The organism is Citreicoccus inhibens, from assembly GCF_019039035.1.
In the GTDB taxonomy this organism is placed as follows: Bacteria; Myxococcota; Myxococcia; order Myxococcales; family Myxococcaceae; genus Citreicoccus; species Citreicoccus inhibens.
Genome location: NZ_JAHNZT010000035.1, coordinates 43,006 through 59,754, shown reverse-complemented (window position 1 = coordinate 59,754; position 16,749 = coordinate 43,006). Strand labels below are relative to the sequence as shown.

The window sequence follows — 16,749 nt, the reverse complement described above, 5'->3', positions numbered from 1 at the left end:
CAAAAAGGGTTCAGGCGGACCAGACGCGCGCGGCGGACTCCGCGAGCGAGGCGTGAAGACGGGTGAGCCACTCGCGCGAGGCGGTCAGCTCCTCGCGCGCGGAGGCCACGGCGAGGTTTCCGGCGCCGCCCAGGTGTGTGGCCGTGAGGGCCTGCCGGTCGGGGTGGAACGTGCCCTCGCCGAGCTGACGGCCCACCTCGCGGTAGGCATCGCGGAACGGAAGACCCTGGGCCACCAGCACGTACGCGTGGTGGGCGGCGTACAGCGAGTCGTCGCACGCGCGCGCGGCGGCCTCCGGCTGCACCTGGAGCGCGGGCACCAGCCGGGTGAGCACCTCCACCAGCGCGCGCATGCTGGTGAGCGCGGACAGGGTGGGGCGCTTGAGGAGCTGGAAGTCGCGGTGGTAGCTGGACGGCAGCCCGCCCGCCACGGCCTCCACCTGGTGCGCCAGCCCGCGCAGCTCGCGGCAGCGCCCGCGCGCCAGCTCCACCACGTCCGGGTTCTTCTTCTGCGGCATGATGGACGAGCCCGTGGTGAACGCGTCCGGCAGCTTGAGGAAGCCGAACTCGTCCATGCTGTAGAGCTGCACGTCCCACAGCCACTTCTCCAGCGTGCCCGCCACGGAGCAGGCCCAGCCCAGCAGCGCGGACTCGTGCCGGCCTCGGCTGTCCTGCGCGTCGATGGGGCTGCGCTGCACGCGCGAGAAGCCGAGCAGCGACGCGACGTACTTGCGGTCGATGGGCAGCGGCACGCCGAAGCCCGCCGCCGCGCCGAGCGGGCAGCGATCCAATCGCGACCACACGCCCTTGAGCGCCTCCAGCTCCTCGAGCAGCCCCTCCGCGAAGGCCATGGCCCACAGCCCGAACGTGGACGGCATGGCCCGGCGCAGGTGCGTGTAGCCCGGCAGCGGCAGGGCCGCGTGCGCCTCGGCGAAGTCCAGGAACGCGCCGGCCAGCTCCGCCACGCGCGCGCCCAGCGTGAGCAGCTCCTCGCGCATCAGCAGCCGCAGGGCGAGCAGCACCTGATCATTCCGCGAGCGCGCCAGATGGATGCGCTTGCCGGCCTCGCCCGCGCGCACCACCAGCGCGACCTCCAGCGCGGTGTGCCCATCCTCCTGCTCGGGGAGGATGGTGAACTGACCCGCGCGCGCCTCGTCGTGGAGTTGGTGCAGCGCGGCCACGAGGTCCGCGGCCTCGGACGGCTTGAGCAGCCCCACGTGCGCCAGCATGCGCGCGTGCGCGGCGCTGCCCAGTGCGTCGTGCGGCACCAGCGACAGGTCCACGATGGGGTCATCCCCCACGGTGAAGCGGTGGATGGCCGCGTCGAGCGGCTGCCCCTTGCCCCAGAGCGTGTCAGCCACGGCTCACCTCCGCGAAGTAACCGCGCAGGAGCGAGCCATAGAAGGCGATGCCCGCCTCCAGCTCCGCGCGCGTGAGGAACTCATTGGCCTGATGGCTGCGGTGCGTGTCTCCCGGGCCCACCTTCACCGTGGGCACGCTGCCCAGGAAGGCCCAGTCGGACGCGGTGCTGGAGCCCACCGGGCCCACGCCCGAGGCCGTCACGGCCGCGCGGACGATGGCCTCGGAGGCCGAGGTGGACTTGGGCAGGTAGCGCGCCGAGTGCACGCGCACGTCGCTCTCCAGCACCCCTGCTACATGCTGTGCCACCTGCGCGTGGTCCATGCCCGGCGTGGTGCGCAGGTCCACGAAGAACTCGCACTGGTCCGGCACTTGATTGCGAGAGATGCCGCCGGACACCTGCGTCACCTGCGGCCGTGCCTCGCCCAGCAGCTCGTGCGCGGGGAAGCGCAGCTCGGACAGGACGTGGATGTCTCGCGCCGCGCGGTGGATGGCGTTGTCCGCGCCGTTGGCGTGCGCGTGCGCCACGTGGCCGCTCCTCCCGTGGGCCACGCACTTGAGCAGCAACATGCCTCGCTGCGCCGTGCAGGGCTTGAGCCCCGTGGGCTCGCCCACCACCGCCGCGTCGAGCGGTCCCAACTCGGACAGCATCGTGCCCAGGCCCTTGCCGCCCGTCTCCTCCTCGGCGGTGAAGGCGAACACCAGCTCGCCGCCCGCGGGCGCGCCTTCGCTGAGGAAGGTCCGCGCCGTGAGCAGCATGGAGGCCACGCAGCCCTTGGCGTCATTGGCGCCCAGGCCGTACAGCGCGTCGTCCTTCCACACGGGCACGTGCGGCTCCGTGCTCCACCCAGCGCACGGCTTCACCGTGTCCAGGTGGGAGTTGACGAGCAGCCGCCGCGGCCCGCTCCCCACCGAGAACCACACGTTGTGGCCCTGGCGGTGCACGCGCGCACCCCAGCCCTCGGCCCAGGTGCTGACGGTGTCCGCCAGCCGGGCCTCATCGCCCGAGACGCTGGGCGTGGCCACCAGCGCGGTGAGGAGCTCTTCCGGCTTCATCCCTGCGCCGCCTCGCCGTGCTTCTGCGGGTGCTCGCGCACCACCATCGTGCCGCTGCCCTCGTTGGTGAAGACCTCCTCCAAGAGCGCGTCCGACTGCATGCCGCTGACCAGGTGCACGCTGCCCACGCCGCCCACGAGCGCGTGACGGATGGCGTGGGCCTTGGGGCGCATGCCGCCGGCGAGCCGGCCTTCGACCTCGAGCGACGCCAGGTCGGCCAGGGTCGCCAGGGTGATGAGCGAGGACGGATCCGTGTGGTCCTTCAGGAGGCCCGGCACCTGCACGAGGAAGAACAGCTTCTCCGCATTGAGCGCCACGGCGAGCGAGGCCGCCACGGTGTCCGCGTTGGTGTTGTACACGGCGCCGTCCGGACCGCCCGACAGCGGGGCCACCACGGGGACGTAGTCCGCCTGCCGCAGGTGCTCCACCACGCGCGTGTCCACCGACTCGATGTCACCCACCAGTCCGTAGTCCACCACCCGGCCCTCGGTGGAGCCCGGCTCCGTCACGAGGACGGGCGGACGCTTGCGCGCCTTGAGGAGTCCCGCGTCCACGCCGCTCAGGCCCACCGCGGGCACGCCCGCCGCCTGCAGGTCCGCGAGCAGGTCCGTGTGCAGCTTGCCCGCGAGCACCATCTTCGCGGCGTCCAGCACGGGCGCGGACGTCACGCGCCGGCCGGCCACCTTCTCCACCGGCAGGTGGAGCGCGTCGCAGAGCGAGTCCAGCTCCGGGCCGCCGCCGTGCACCACCACGGGCCGGATGGCGAACGTCCACAGGAGGGCGATCTGCTCGCACACCGCGCGCCGGGTGCGCGGGTCGCTGAGCACGGGGCCTCCCAGCTTCACCACGAACGTCTTGCGGCGGAACTGCCGCACATAGCGCGCGGCGTGGCGAAGGGCGGCGTAGGGATCGGGTGACAGGGGCACGGAGGACCTCGGAAGGCTGAAGGCTGAGAAGGAAGGGAAGGGGAACGGCGCGCGCTCAGGCGAACCGCATCCAGTTCAGGAGGGCGCGCTGCACGTGGTAGCGGTTGCCCGCCTCGTCCACGACGCGGCTGCTCGGATGGTCGAGCACCTCGTCGGACACCTCCACGTTGCGGCGCACCGGCAGGCAATGCAGGAAGGCCGCGTCCTTGGCCGCCTGGGCCATGTGCCGACGCGTGGGCATCCAGCCCGAGTACGACGCGAGCAGCGTGGCCACGTCCGCCGGCGTGAAGGCCGACTCGGCGCTGGGGCCCCAGGACTTGGCGTACACCGCGCGGCTGCCCGCGAGCGCCTCCTCCTGGTCGTGCGTGTACGTGATGCTACCGCCCGTCGCCTTGGCGTAGGCCTCGGCCTCGGCCCGCACGGCCGGGTGCAGCTCGAACCCGGGAGGGTGCGCCACGCGCACCTCGCAGCCCGCGGCCGCGGCTGACAGCAGGAACGAGTTGGGCACCGCCTTGGGCAGCGGCTTGATGTGCGGCGCCCAGGTCAGCGTCACCGGCAGCTTGCGCGTGGTGCCGAACGTCTCGCGCAGCGTGAGCACGTCCGCCAGGCCCTGGCACGGGTGCTCGCGCGCGGACTCCATGCTCACCACCGGCACCGTCGCCCACTTGCGGAAGGCGTTGATGACCGGATCCACCTCGTCCTCCGCGTCACCGCCGCCCTGGGAGAACGTGCGCACGCCGAGCATGTTCACGAAGCGCGACAGCACCGGCGCCGCCTCCTTGATGTGCTCCGCGCGGTCCGCGTTCATCACCGCGCCCGGCCGGTCCTCCAGCTTCCACACGCCGGAGCCCACATCCAGGACGATGGCGTGCCCACCCGCGCGCAGCATCACCGCCTCGAACGAGGTGCGCGTGCGCAGCGACGGGTTGAAGAACACCATGCCCAGGAGCTTCCCCGCGAAGATGGCGCCGGGGTCCTGCTGCTTCCAGGCGGCGGCCTGCGCCAGCACCGCTTCGACGCCCTCGGGGCCCAGGTCCAGGATGCGGGTGACATGCTTCATCGGTTGCGCTCCCCGGCGGGGCCGGTCAGTGGCTGGAATATTGTGAATATGCACGCAATCTCGTGCATAAATGACGAATTCGGGCGGATATTATGCACAACGGCGCGGCGCGCAAGAAGATTCTGGGGAGGCTATGCAGCGGCTTGCACGCGTATTCACTCGCATGCATGGTGAGGGGGTATGAAGAACCTGGACGACGCGATCCTCCGGCTCATCTCCGAGCGTGAAATCACGGACCAGTCCGTGCTGCAGGAGCTGCTGGAGGCGGGCGGCCACGAACCGAGCCAGTCCACGCTGTCCCGGCGGCTGAAGAAGCTGAACGTGCAGAAGGTGAACGGGCGCTATCAGCGGGTGGAGGCGCCGGTGGCACGGGTGCCCGAGCGCCCGCGGGTGTCCATCATCGAAGCGCCGCCGAACATGCTGGTGCTCAAGACCGCGCCTGGGTACGCGCAGATCTTCGCGCTCGCCTTGGACCGGGAGCAGGAACTGCCGGGGTTGGCGGGTACGGTGGCGGGCGACGACACCATCTTCGTGGCGGTGAGAGACCCGTCGCTGCTGCGCGAGGTCCGCGCCGCGGTAGAGCGGCTGACCACGCAAGGTCCCTGAAAGGGGAGTCTCGTCCCAACGCCAGCGCGCTTCGCCCCGCGCGGCGGAGACTTCGACACTTCCGGCTTATGCACCGGAGGTGTGGCCCCTAAGAGAGCCCACGTGCATTCCGCACAGGCATTTCAAGGGGGCATCGTGGAAGTCATTCAGACGTTGAAGCGGCTGTTTCTGGCGGGCGCGGTGGTTGCATTGTCATTGCCGGGGTGTCAGGGCGAGGCGTCGTCCGAGCCAGGCGGTGAGGAGTTGCTGAACACGAGCGCGCAGGCGCTGTGCGGGTCCTCCGTGGCTCCCGTCATGACGGGAAACACCACGCCCACGGGAATCGTCAGTCGCTCGGGCGTGTTCAGCTCGAGCTACGAAGCCTGGCAGGCCTTCGACTCGAGCTTCCCCACGATGTGGCTCTCTCAGGAGAACCAGACTCCGGCGTGGCTTGCCTATGAGTGGACGGACGGGCCACAGGTCGTCCATCGGTATGCCATTCAGTACAGCAATGGCTCCATCACCACCCGAGCGCCGAAGGACTGGACGTTCGAGGGATGGAACGGGAGCGCGTGGTTGGTGCTCGACACGCGCAGCAATCAAATCAATTGGGGCGGCGCCGAGCGGCGCGAGTTCCAGGTGACCTCGCCCGGCTCCTATCGGAAGTATCGGCTGAACATCTCGGATGACAATGACACCCGCGCGGGCGTGGTGGTCATCTCCATCGGGCGGTTGGAGTTGCTCAGCTGCGCGCCCACCACGACCTCGCCCCTGTGGACGAAGACGCAGGGCTCGAACAACGGCTACTCGGAGACGCGCGCCCTCGCGGCAGATGGCAACGGGCGCACGTACGCCGTGGGCATGTCGACGGTGGGGATTGAAGGCAACGCGGCGGTCGGCACGCTCGATACCTTCCTGAGCGTGTCGGACGCGAGCGGGGTGACGCAATGGTCTCGGGTCCTCGGCGTGCCCGGCGTCATGACCGCGGGCATGGGGGTGGCCTTCAATCGCGTGTCCAATACTGTCTACGTGAGCGGCTGGGCGGACGGCGCGCTGGGTGGGGTTCCGATGCCCGGTCCGCGCAATGCATTCGTCACGAAGTACTCCGCCGCGGGCGTGTATCAGTGGACCCGGTTGGTGGGGGTCGCGGGTGGCTCGACCTACGGGTACACCGTGGCCACGGACGCCTCGGATAACTCCTTCATCATGGGGGATGTCGACGCGGGCCTGGACGGAAACGTGCGGGCGGGAATGTCGGATGTCTTCGTCACGAAGTTCGATGCCGCGGGCAACAAGCTGTGGACGCGGCAGACGGGCCTCGCGGGGGCGAGCACCACGGGCAAGGGCGTCGTCACGGACAGCGCGGGCAATGTCTACGTGTCGGGCACCACGAACGGCGCCTTGGATGGCAACTCGACGGCGACTGGCTGGAGTGTCTTTGTCATCAAGTACGACGCGGCGGGCGTGAAGCAGTGGACGCGTCAGTTCTACGTGTCCGCGGGGAGCGGCGTCACGCTGTTGGCCTCCACGATGGACCCGGCCGGCAATCTCTATCTGTCGGGCTACTCCAACGGCGACCTGCCGGGGAACTCGGTGGGAGGCCGGACCACGGCGTTCCTGGCGCAGTACACCAGCGCGGGTGTCCTGCAGTGGGTCCGGCAGCTGGGCTCCAATGGCGGCGCGTATGGCAACGCGGTGGTTGCCAATTCCTCGGGCGTCTTCCTGGCGGGCGACGCGAAGGGGGACGTGACCGTCCCGTCGAGCACGGGAACGGAGCAGCATTCCTTCCTTGCCCGCTTTGATGCGGCGGGTGTCTTGCAGTGGGTGTCTCAGCAGGACACCGCCTTCCGGAATGGCTCCGCGGTGGGCGTGCGGTGCTATGGCGCGGCCATCGACCCGAACGGGAATTACTACCTGGCGGGCAGCACGATGGGGAACTACGGCGGTAACACGCTGAAGGGGTCCACGGACACGGTCCTCGTGAAGTTGTCCCCGCAGTAGCGCGGAAACCCCACGGGTGCGGGCACGCAGCGTGCCCCGGGTGGAGTTTCGCATCAGGATTCGCGCGGTTCGTCACTCGGGAGGGCGGGTTCGTCACATCGTCCCGCCCTCTCGAGGGAGTTCTGTGTATTCCCCGCCGTGTGCACGTTGCACATGCCTTACCCAGGGGGAACACATGTCAGTCATGAAGTCATTCAAGAACTTGTTTCTGGCGGGAGCCATGGGCGTGTTGGCCCTGCCGGGTTGCCAGGGCGCGGACTCACCCGTGGAAGGGGCCACGGATGAGACGGGCTCCAGCGCTCAATCTCTGTGTGGTGTCACGATGGTCCCTGCGATGACGAGCGCGACCTCGCCCTCGGGCATCGTGACGGCCTCGGGAGACTTCAGCACGGGCTATCCGGCGTGGCAGGCGTTCGACTCGAGCATTCCTTCGATGTGGATCTCCCAGGAGAACCAGACGCCAGCGTGGCTGGCGTATGAGTGGGTGGATGGACCGCGCACGGTCCAGTCGTATGCCATTCAATACAGCAACGGGAGCATCACCACCCGCGCGCCGAAGAACTGGACCTTCGAGGGCTGGAACGGCAGCGCCTGGGTGGTGCTCGATACGCGGACGAACCAGGTGAGCTGGGGCGGCGGCGAGCGGCGCGTGTTCACGCTCTCCACGCCCGCGACGTATCGCAAGTTCCGCATCAACATCTCGGATGACAACGACACCCGGGCGGGCATCGTCGTCATCTCCATGGGAACGCTGGAGCTGATTGGCTGTGCCCCCACGACCGTCAACGCGTTGTGGGTGAAGACGCAGGGGGCGCCGGATGGCTTCACGCGTCAGCACGACCTGGTGGGAGACCTGGCCGGGCGCACCTATGTGACGGGCATGACGAACGTGGGGCTGGAGGGGAACCCCGCCGTAAGCGCCATGGACGGCTTCCTGAATGCGTACAACTCCAGCGGCGCCAAGATTTTCGCCGCGCAGTTTGGTGTCACGAATGGCGCCACGGTGGGCTACGGCATCGCGCGCAACAGCACCTACGAGCAGATCTACGTCGCGGGCCTCACGGACGGCTCGCTGGACGGGACCGCCTCCTCGGGGGGGCGCGACTTCTTCCTCACGAAGTACCGCTACACGGGCGTGCGTCAGTGGACGCGGCAGCTCGGCGTGTCGGGGTATTCTACCGAAGGCTATGGCGTGGCCGTGGATGGCTCGGACAACGCGTTCGTGGTGGGCTCCACCGACGCGGGGCTGGATGGGAACGTTCGCACGGGCCGCTACGACGCGTTCGTGACGAAGTATGACGCCTCGGGCAACAAGCAATGGACCCGGCAGGTGGGTGCGACGAGCCAGGACACCATCGGCCGCCGCGCCTCCGCGGATGCCGCGGGCAACGTGTTCGTCTCGGGCTGGACCACGGGTGGCTTGGATGGCAACACGCGCGTGGGCGGACAGGACTTCTTTGTCGTGAAGTACAACGCTGCGGGCGTGAAGCAGTGGACGCGTCAGAACAGCGCGCCGGGTGGAGCGGTTGCCTCGATCTATGGGTCGGCACTGGACGCTGCGGGCAATATCTATCTCGTGGGGTATGTGAACGGCCCCATTGATGGCAACCCGACGGGCTATCGCCAGACCACCTTCCTCGCGAAGTACGATACGGCGGGCGTGAAGCAGTGGACCCGGCAGTTCGGTTCGGCGAGCGGTACTTTTGGCAACGCGCTCTTCATCGATGCCAGCGGCGTGTACGTGTCGGGTTCGGGCGTCGGGGACGTGTCCAATTCCGCGAGCACGGGCACGGAGCAGCATCCGTTCATCGCGAAGTTCGATACCGCGGGCAACATCCAGTGGTTCTCCCAGCAGCCGCCGGCGACCAAGGGCGGTGTCGACCAGCGCGTCTTCAACATGGGCATGTCGATTGACGAGGCCGGGAACTTCTACATGGCGGGCTATCTGTACGGGGACTACGGCGGCAACACGATCAAGGGCAACCCGGACGGCTACGTCATGAAGCTTCCGCCTCACTGAGATTCCCTGGGGGGAGCCCCGACGTGGCCGGTCCTGGCGCGTCGGGGCTGATGTTTTTGTGGTGTGCCCGCAGACCGGGCAAGCGTCACCCCGAGCCGACGTTCTGCTTGCTTCCAGGTGCAGGTTGCGGGGACACCCGCGGTCGTCGAGAGTCCGCGGGAACGTGTCCTGGGTGGCGCGAGGAGCGCCGCGGTGGGTGGCCCTGAAGGCGCTGGGGCGTGGGAGTGAGTGCGCAGTGTCGGAACTCGTGACGTACTTCGAGCCCCAGCCCGCTCCGGGCGAGGTGCCGGTGCGGCTGCCCAGCCCGTTCCGTGAGGACGCGCCGCATCCCCTGGCGCGGCGAGCGGCCGAGGCGCTTCAGCGCGAGTTGCGTCGCGGCGTCATCGCGCCGGCAGTGGAAGCCCGAGTTCTGGCAGGGGCAGGGCAGGGGAAGATGTTCGGGGTGTTGGTGGTCGCCTCGCCAGATGGACGTCTCGGCCATCTGCGTGCTTTTTCGGGGATGCTCGCGGAGCGTTGGTGGATCGCGGGGTACGTGCCGCCGCTCTTCGACGCGGTAGCGCGCGAGGCGCTGTGGGAGACAGGGGACGCCACGTTGGCGCTGCTGTCGGCGCGGTATGCGGAGTTGACCCACGGCCCCGAGGTGACGGCCCTGCGCGAACGCCTGTCTTGGCTGGAGGCCGCCCGCGGGGTGGCTGCCTCGCGACAGCGGGCGGATGGCCGCGCTTCGGATGCGGAGCGGATACGGGAGGCCCTGCGTGCGCTGGCCGTGCGGCGCGAGACGGTCGCGAGGGCTCGGGCCGAGTTCTCGCGGGAGCTGTGGCGGCGCAATGCTCGGACGTATGTCTTTCGCAATGCGCGCGGGGAGCAACAGACGTTGGACGCGATGTATGCGCCGCTCGCGCCCCCGGGTGGCGCGGGCGACTGCGCGGCGCCCAAGCTCCTCGGCGCGGCGTATGGGCTTGGGTTGAGGCCCGTCGCGTTCGCGGAGTTCTGGTGGGGGGGCGCGCCCGCGTCAGGAGACCGGCGCGAAGGGGCGTTCTATCCCGCGTGCCGAGCCAAGTGCGGGGACGTCCTACCCTTCATGCTCCAAGGCCTGGACGCCGAGCCCGCGCCCCCGGTCGAGCGTGGTGCCCCCGCGGCGCTGCGGTTCCTCTTCGAGGATTCGTGGTTGCTCGTGCTGGAGAAGCCCGCGGGCCTGCCCTGTTCGCCGAACCGCCACGCGCGCGAGCGCGACTCCGTGCTGACGCGGCTGCGTCAACGCTCGCCGCCGGTCGTGACGCCACACTTCGCGAGACGCTTGGAGCCCGAGTCCTCGGGTCTCATGGTGGTGAGCAAGGACGCCCAGACGCACGCCGCGCTCATGCGTCAGTTCGCGCTTCAAGAGGCGCACGTCTCCGCGAAGGACTGGGGACACGTGCAACGGGCGGATGAGCACGGCCTCAAGGCGTGGCCGCTCGGTTCGCGAGGCGCGGCAGACGCGCGAACCAGCCAGCACGTGGATGCGCTGTCCTTTCGTCATCCCCACACGGGCGCGCGCCTCACGTTCGACAGCCCGCTGCCCTTTGACTGATGCGCCCCGGTGACGACTGTCTGTGTTCGTGCGTGTCCGGCCTGTCTCAGCCCATCGCGAGGCGACTGCCCGCGAGCAAGGTGAGCCCGTCTTCGAACAGCGCGGCGACGACATCCGGCACCCGCAGTCGCTGCGTGGCGAGCTGGCGCAACCCATAGAACGCGAACGACGAGGCGAGCGCCGCGAGTCCGCCCATGACGGCAAAGGCAAGCACGGGCTGTCGCTTCGCCCGCGCCAGCGTCGCCCCGGTGAAGGCCCCCGAGGCCAGTCGTCCGGCGAGCGCGGGAGGCGCAATCCTCGGCGGCGCGAAGGGGAGCTTGTCCACGACGAGCTCTCCTGCCGCCAGGGTCGTGAGGAGCCGCGCCACCCGGCGTGTCTTGCTCGCCCGGCCCCACCTCCAGCCGAGGTGCTCATGCCGTGCGAGCCGGTGCTCCAGGAATGCGGGCGCGGAAAGCGATCGCATCCCCGCGATGACTCCAAACCCGGTGGCCCTCAGTGCCTCGCGTGTGTGCATGCGCTCGCTCCCCCTCGACAGCAGGGTAGGGCGTGAGGTCCGCACAGGGGACCCCATGGCGAGCAGGCGGGCGCCAGCCCGGATGTCATGAGGTAGTGTCAGCGAGACTGCCCCATGACGACTGAAACGCCCCCGGAATACACCCTCACGCTCTCCTGCCCGGACCGCCGTGGCCTCGTCCACGCCGTCTCGGGGTTCCTCGCCGAGCACGACTGCAACATCCTCGACAGCGCCCAGTACGGCGATCACCAGACGGGCCTGTTCTTCATGCGCGTGCACTTCGCGGATGAGCATGCGCGCCGCGATCACGCCGCGCTGAGCCGCGCCTTCGCACCGCTCGCCGAGCGCTTCGCCATGACGTGGCACTTGCACGAAGCCGCGGTGAAGCCGCGCGTGCTCATCCTCGTGTCGAAGATTGGCCACTGCCTGAACGACCTGCTGTATCGCTACCGCAGCGGCATCCTGCCGGTGGACATCCCCGCCATCGTGTCCAACCACATGGACTTCTACCAACTGGCGGCGTCCCACAACGTCCCGTTCCACCACCTGCCCGTCACCGCCGCCACCAAGGCGCAGCAAGAGGCGCGGCTGATGGAGTTGGTGCGGGAGCACCGCATCGACCTGGTGGTGCTCGCGCGCTACATGCAAATCCTCTCGCCCGAGACCTGCGAGGCGCTGCGCGGCCGGCTCATCAACATCCACCACTCGTTCCTGCCCAGCTTCAAGGGCGCGCGTCCCTACCAGCAGGCGCACGACCGAGGCGTGAAGCTCATCGGCGCCACCGCGCACTTCGTGACGAGCGACCTGGACGAGGGACCCATCATCGAGCAGGGCGTGGAGCGCGTGGACCACACCATGACCGCCGACGAGCTGACCGCGCTGGGCCGCGACGTGGAATGCGTCGTGCTCGCCCGCGCGGTGACGTGGTTCGTCCAGCACCGCATCCTGCTCAACGGCCACAAGACCGTCGTGTTCCGCTGACGCACGAGACGCGAAGGGCCCGAAACCCCACGGGGTTCCGGGCCCTGTTCCTTCCGTGACGCGAGCGCTGCGTCAGGCCGGGCGCTTCACGTTCTTCGCGGAGTCCACCAGCACCTTGGCGAAGGTGATTCCATCCGTGCTCGCATCGGCCTGGATGTGGTCACCCGGCGCGAAGTCGCCGTTGAGGACCTTGAGCGCGAGCGGATCCAACAGGTACTTCTGCACGGCCCTCTTGAGCGGCCGGGCGCCGTAGGTGGGGTCGTAGCCCCGGTCCGCGAGGAACTCGCGCGCCTTCTCCGTCAGCTCCAGCGTGAGCCGCTTGTCGGCCAGGAGCTTCTGGAGCTTGCCGAGCTGGATGTCGACGATGCGGTAGATGTCCGACTTGCGCAGCGGCTCGAAGATGACGATTTCGTCCACGCGGTTGAGGAACTCCGGGCGGAAGTGGCTGCGCAGCGCCTCCATCACCTCGTTGCGGGCCAGCTCCGTCAGCGTGTCCTTGCCGGACATGCCTTCCTGGATGGCCTGCGAGCCCAGGTTCGACGTGAGGATGAGCACCGTGTTGCGGAAGTCCACCGTGCGGCCCTGGCTGTCCGTCAGCCGGCCCTCGTCGAGAATCTGGAGCAGGATGTTGAAGACGTCGTGGTGGGCCTTCTCGATCTCATCGAAGAGCACCACGGTGTAGGGCCGCCGCCGCACGGCCTCGGTGAGCTGTCCGCCCTCCTCGTAGCCCACGTAACCCGGGGGCGCGCCGACGAGCCGGGCCACGGAGTGCTTCTCCATGTACTCGGACATGTCGATGCGCACCATGGCGCTGTCGTCGTCGAAGAGGAACTCCGCCAGGGCCTTGGCCGTCTCCGTCTTCCCCACGCCCGTGGGGCCCAGGAAGATGAACGAGCCGATGGGACGGTTGGGGTCTTGCAAGCCGCTGCGCGCGCGGCGCACGGCATTGGACACCGCCTCGATGGCGCTGCGCTGCCCAATCACGCGGTTCGCGAGCCGGTCCTCCATGTGGACCAGCTTCTGGACCTCGCCCTCCATGAGGCGCGAGACGGGGATTCCCGTCCACTTCGCCACGACCTCGGCGATGTCCTCCGCGTCCACCTCTTCCTTGAGGAACTTCTGGTTCTTCTGCAGCTCGGCCAGCTTCTCGTTCTGGGTGTTCAGCTCCTTCTCGAGCTGAGGCGTGACGCCGAACTTCAGCTCCGCGGCGCGGTTCAGGTCGCCCTGTCGCTCGGCGGCCGCCTGATCATTGCGCGCCTTCTCCAGCTTCTCCTTCGCGGAGCGGATGGCGCCAATGGCCTTCTTCTCCTCATCCCAGTGCACCTTGAGCGAGTTGAACTTCTCGTTGAGGTTAGCCAGCTCCTTCTCAATCTGCCCCAGCCGCTCCTTCGAGTGGGGATCGGTCTCCTTGCGCAGGCCCTCCCGCTCAATCTCGAGCTGGGTGATCTTCCGGCGGATGTCGTCGATCTCCGTGGGCATGGAGTCGATCTCGATGCGCAGTCGGCTGGAGGCCTCGTCGACCAGGTCGATGGCCTTGTCCGGCAGGAACCGGTCCGCGATGTAGCGGTGGCTCAGCGTGGCGGCGGCCACGAGCGCGCTGTCCTGGATGCGCACGCCGTGGTGCACCTCGTAGCGCTCCTTGAGGCCACGCAGGATGCTGATGGTGTCGTGCACGCTGGGCTCGCCCACGTACACGGGCTGGAAGCGGCGCTCGAGCGCGGCGTCCTTCTCGATGTACTTGCGGTACTCGTCCAGCGTGGTGGCGCCAATGCAGTGCAGCTCGCCGCGCGCCAGCGCTGGCTTGAGCATGTTGCCGGCGTCCATGGCGCCCTCGGCCTTCCCGGCGCCCACGAGCGTGTGCATCTCGTCGATGAAGAGGATGATCTCCCCGGCCGCGTCCGCCACTTCCTTCAGGACGGCCTTGAGGCGCTCCTCGAACTCGCCGCGGAACTTGGCGCCCGCGACCATGGAGCCCAGGTCCAGGGTGATGAGGCGCTTGTTCTTCAGGCCCTCGGGGACGTCGCCATCCACGATGCGCCGCGCGAGCCCCTCAGCGATGGCCGTCTTGCCCACGCCCGGCTCACCGATGAGGACGGGGTTGTTCTTGGTGCGCCGGCTGAGGACCTGGATGCAGCGGCGGATCTCCTCGTCGCGGCCAATCACCGGATCCAACTTGCCGGCCCGCGCGGCCTCGGTCAGGTCGCGCCCGTACTTCTCCAGCGCCTGGTACGTGGACTCCGCGTCCTGGCTGGTGACGCGCGCCGAGCCGCGGACCTCCTTGAGGCCCGCCAGCACGCGCTCCCGCGTCACGCCCGAGGACTTCATCACCTCGCCGGTGGCGCCCTTGTCGCTGGTGAGCGCGAGGAGCAGGTGCTCGGAGGAGACGAACTCGTCCTTCAGCGACTTGGCCTCGTCCTCGGCCTTGTCGAAGGTCTTCATGAGGCGCTGGCTGAGCGTGGCGCCCTCGCCGCCCTGGAGCTTCGGCAGCTTGCCGAGGGCCTCGCCCAACCGGGCCGCGAACAGCTTCACGTCCGCGCCAATCTTGCGCAGCAGCGGCTCGACGATGCCGTCCTTCTGGCTGAGCAGCGCGGTGGCCAGATGCTCGGGCTCGTAGGTGGGGTTGTCCGCTCGCCGCGCGAGGGCCTGACCCTCCTGGATCGCCTCTTGCGCCTTTACCGTGTATTTGTCGAGTCGCATGGCTTCAACGTAAGGGCAGGCCCCCCCTTGGCAAGCCAGCGCCGGGTGCTCGCCCTGCGATTTTCACGGAATACTTTGAGCTGCTGGGACCAGCCGGCTTTTCTCGGTGACGGAGTTGCCAGGGACGGGGTCATCGGTTATAGGCGGCGCCCAACCCCCGGGGGGCTTTCTGGACGCGCACGGCGGCTATCTCGTTCGACTCGACAGTTTCTCCGGGCTGGAGCTGCTCCGGCTGGCCCGTGAGGCGCTGGCGCTCGACAGCGCGGAAGGCGCGACGGCCCTGCGGGTGACGGTGAACCGGCGCCGCAAGGTGGTTCGCCTGGCCTTCGTGGCGCCCTTCACGGCGGGCCGGCAGGGGGCGCACTGGTACGCGGCGCACCACGCCCTGGCCCGGCTGCTGTCTCGGGCCGCCAACGCGACGGTGCATGCCTACGTCTACGACGCGGACGAGGGCGAAGAGGTCATCGCGTATGGCAACGGCCGACGGGTGGGCGGTGAGCGGGTGGTGTACGAGGACGCCGAGCTGCCGTGCCCGCTGGACGAGCTGGATGATGCGACCTTCGAGCGATTGCAGTCCCGCTGGCCACTGGGGCACCTGGCGTACGTGTTCGGCCTGACGCGCGAGGAGCTGGTGCGGATGCCCCGCGCCATGCCGGCGCACGTGCTGATGCTGGATGCGGCGGACAGCAGCGCGGAGGCGGCCCTGGCGACGCTTCTTCCCGAGCCCCAGGCCCCGCGCGCGGGACCGGACGCGGGCTGACGCACGCTACTCGGTGGGGCCGTCCTTCGCGGTGATGGCGTCACGCACGCCCTGGCTGCGGAAGTACTGCCCGATGAGCGCGAAGGTGCCCGCCACCACCGCCGTCTGGAGGACGGAGCTGCCCGCCATCAGCGACGGCATGAACTGCTTGAGTTGATCCGCCGCGAGCGGGTCCTGGAACTCGGGCAGCTTGCCCAGGTTCTCCGCCATGGCGACGCCCATGCGACGGGCCACCACGGTCCACTGGGCGCCGTCGATGGTGCGCAGGATGGCGGCGGTGAGGGCCGCGCCCCCGAGCATCCGGCGCATGCCGTCCCGAGGCAGGCCCGCGGGCCGCAGCAGGCGCCCGGACGCCACGAAGGTGAAGGCGCACGCGACGGCCAGCGCGCCGAGCAGGACGGAGCGGGGCTCGCGCATGGGCTCGAGCGCGGCGAACTGCGCCTCGTACAAGCGCTCGGCGACGATGGGGTCTCCGCCCAGGAGCGTGGTGCGGCGCTGCTCCAGGTGGGCTTCTCGGTACTCGGAGAAGTGGGAGAGCCCGATGGCCTCCATCGCGGAGAGCATGCCGGTGAGGATGGAGAGCACCAGACACACCGCCGCCGCGATGCGAACGCGGCGGGGCAGGCCCTCGGGGCCGGAAACCAGGGACGTCACTTCTGGGTCGCCTCCACGTAGCGCATGCGCAGGTCGGTGAGGAGGCCGTCGAGCAGCTTCTCCTCATCGGCGGTGAGGTTGCCCCGGGTCTTCTGCCGGAGCATGGACAACAGGTCCAGGTTCTGCCGAGCCAGCGGCAGGTCACGCGCCTGCTGGCCCGTCTCGGGATGGGGCGCGTTGCCCAGGTGGATGAGCACGGCGGTGCCCAGCCCCACGATGAAGGTGGTGAACGACAACGGCTCTTCGCTCGCGGAGCGGGACTCTCCCTTCATCACGAAGGTCTCGCCGCGCTTCTCCCCGGCGCTCATTCGGCCGCCGTGTCCTCGGCGTCGTCGTCCGAGTCCTCGTCCTCGTCGGACTCGGTGTCGTCGAGCTCGTCCTCGTCCTCGTCGTCGTACATGTCGAGGTCCTCGTCCATCCGAGTCTCCACCGGGACCGCCTTCTCGGCGACGTCCGGCAAGCCCTTGATGTGGCTCTCGTACGCCTTCTCGTTGAGCTGGCCGCCGCGCAGGTACCGGTCCGCGGTGCGCTTGTCGAGGTGCTTCGGGTCCACGTTGTCCGCCATGA

General features: G+C 69.0%; 15 protein-coding genes. 6 read left to right on the top strand and 9 right to left on the bottom strand.

Annotated features, from left to right (window positions below; genetic code table 11):
• Positions 1-10: 10 nt before the first annotated feature.
• From argH to KRR26_RS29580, 4 genes are read right to left on the bottom strand one after another with little or no spacing between them, the layout of a single operon-like run.
• The gene (gene argH, locus KRR26_RS29595) at positions 11-1,360 is read right to left on the bottom strand and encodes an argininosuccinate lyase (protein ID WP_217081434.1); all 1,350 of its coding nucleotides are present in this window, start codon (positions 1,358-1,360) and stop codon (positions 11-13) included.
• Positions 1,353-2,414, bottom strand: a complete 1,062-nt coding sequence (locus KRR26_RS29590; protein WP_120208328.1) for a M20/M25/M40 family metallo-hydrolase — start codon at positions 2,412-2,414, stop codon at positions 1,353-1,355. The genes argH and KRR26_RS29590 overlap by 8 nt, the downstream gene beginning before the upstream one ends.
• Complete coding sequence (gene argB / locus KRR26_RS29585) at positions 2,411-3,340, bottom strand: acetylglutamate kinase (RefSeq protein WP_120208330.1); 930 nt, start codon at positions 3,338-3,340, stop codon at positions 2,411-2,413. The genes KRR26_RS29590 and argB overlap by 4 nt, the downstream gene beginning before the upstream one ends.
• A gap of 55 nt (positions 3,341-3,395) precedes the next feature.
• Positions 3,396-4,400: an N-acetylornithine carbamoyltransferase gene (locus tag KRR26_RS29580; protein WP_120208332.1), complete on the bottom strand. Its 1,005-nt coding sequence runs from the start codon at positions 4,398-4,400 to the stop codon at positions 3,396-3,398.
• Positions 4,401-4,580: 180 nt separating this feature from the next.
• Here KRR26_RS29580 and KRR26_RS29575 point away from each other — a divergent pair, with 180 nt between their 5' ends.
• From KRR26_RS29575 to KRR26_RS29560, 4 genes are all read left to right on the top strand, one after another.
• A complete protein-coding gene (locus KRR26_RS29575; protein WP_120208334.1) occupies positions 4,581-5,006 on the top strand; it encodes an arginine repressor in 426 nt (141 codons plus the stop codon).
• A gap of 102 nt (positions 5,007-5,108) precedes the next feature.
• Complete coding sequence (locus KRR26_RS37710; protein WP_217081433.1) at positions 5,109-6,986, top strand: SBBP repeat-containing protein; 1,878 nt, start codon at positions 5,109-5,111, stop codon at positions 6,984-6,986.
• A 184-nt stretch (positions 6,987-7,170) separates the two neighbouring features.
• A complete protein-coding gene (locus KRR26_RS29565) occupies positions 7,171-9,006 on the top strand; it encodes an SBBP repeat-containing protein (protein ID WP_158611532.1) in 1,836 nt (611 codons plus the stop codon).
• Positions 9,007-9,241: 235 nt separating this feature from the next.
• Entirely contained in the window at positions 9,242-10,576 is a 1,335-nt protein-coding gene (locus tag KRR26_RS29560) for a pseudouridine synthase (protein WP_328707235.1), read from the top strand.
• A gap of 46 nt (positions 10,577-10,622) precedes the next feature.
• On the opposite strand, the gene KRR26_RS29555 is transcribed toward KRR26_RS29560, so the two are convergent.
• A complete protein-coding gene (locus KRR26_RS29555; RefSeq protein ID WP_147423016.1) occupies positions 10,623-11,039 on the bottom strand; it encodes a DUF4126 domain-containing protein in 417 nt (138 codons plus the stop codon).
• 165 nt (positions 11,040-11,204) lie between these two features.
• Here KRR26_RS29555 and purU point away from each other — a divergent pair, with 165 nt between their 5' ends.
• Complete coding sequence (gene purU / locus KRR26_RS29550) at positions 11,205-12,071, top strand: formyltetrahydrofolate deformylase (protein WP_120208344.1); 867 nt, start codon at positions 11,205-11,207, stop codon at positions 12,069-12,071.
• A 72-nt stretch (positions 12,072-12,143) separates the two neighbouring features.
• On the opposite strand, the gene clpB is transcribed toward purU, so the two are convergent.
• A complete protein-coding gene (clpB, locus tag KRR26_RS29545; RefSeq protein ID WP_217081432.1) occupies positions 12,144-14,768 on the bottom strand; it encodes an ATP-dependent chaperone ClpB in 2,625 nt (874 codons plus the stop codon).
• A 106-nt stretch (positions 14,769-14,874) separates the two neighbouring features.
• On the opposite strand from clpB, the gene KRR26_RS29540 reads away from it, so the two are divergent.
• A complete protein-coding gene (locus KRR26_RS29540) occupies positions 14,875-15,528 on the top strand; it encodes a hypothetical protein (protein ID WP_233577315.1) in 654 nt (217 codons plus the stop codon).
• 6 nt (positions 15,529-15,534) lie between these two features.
• On the opposite strand, the gene KRR26_RS29535 is transcribed toward KRR26_RS29540, so the two are convergent.
• From KRR26_RS29535 to KRR26_RS29525, 3 genes are read right to left on the bottom strand one after another with little or no spacing between them, the layout of a single operon-like run.
• Positions 15,535-16,182: a hypothetical protein gene (locus tag KRR26_RS29535; RefSeq protein WP_120208347.1), complete on the bottom strand. Its 648-nt coding sequence runs from the start codon at positions 16,180-16,182 to the stop codon at positions 15,535-15,537.
• Complete coding sequence (locus KRR26_RS29530) at positions 16,179-16,490, bottom strand: DUF1844 domain-containing protein (protein ID WP_120208348.1); 312 nt, start codon at positions 16,488-16,490, stop codon at positions 16,179-16,181. Before KRR26_RS29530 ends, KRR26_RS29535 begins: the two co-directional genes overlap by 4 nt.
• Positions 16,487-16,747: a hypothetical protein gene (locus KRR26_RS29525; RefSeq protein ID WP_120208350.1), complete on the bottom strand. Its 261-nt coding sequence runs from the start codon at positions 16,745-16,747 to the stop codon at positions 16,487-16,489. Before KRR26_RS29525 ends, KRR26_RS29530 begins: the two co-directional genes overlap by 4 nt.
• Positions 16,748-16,749 lie beyond the last annotated feature (2 nt).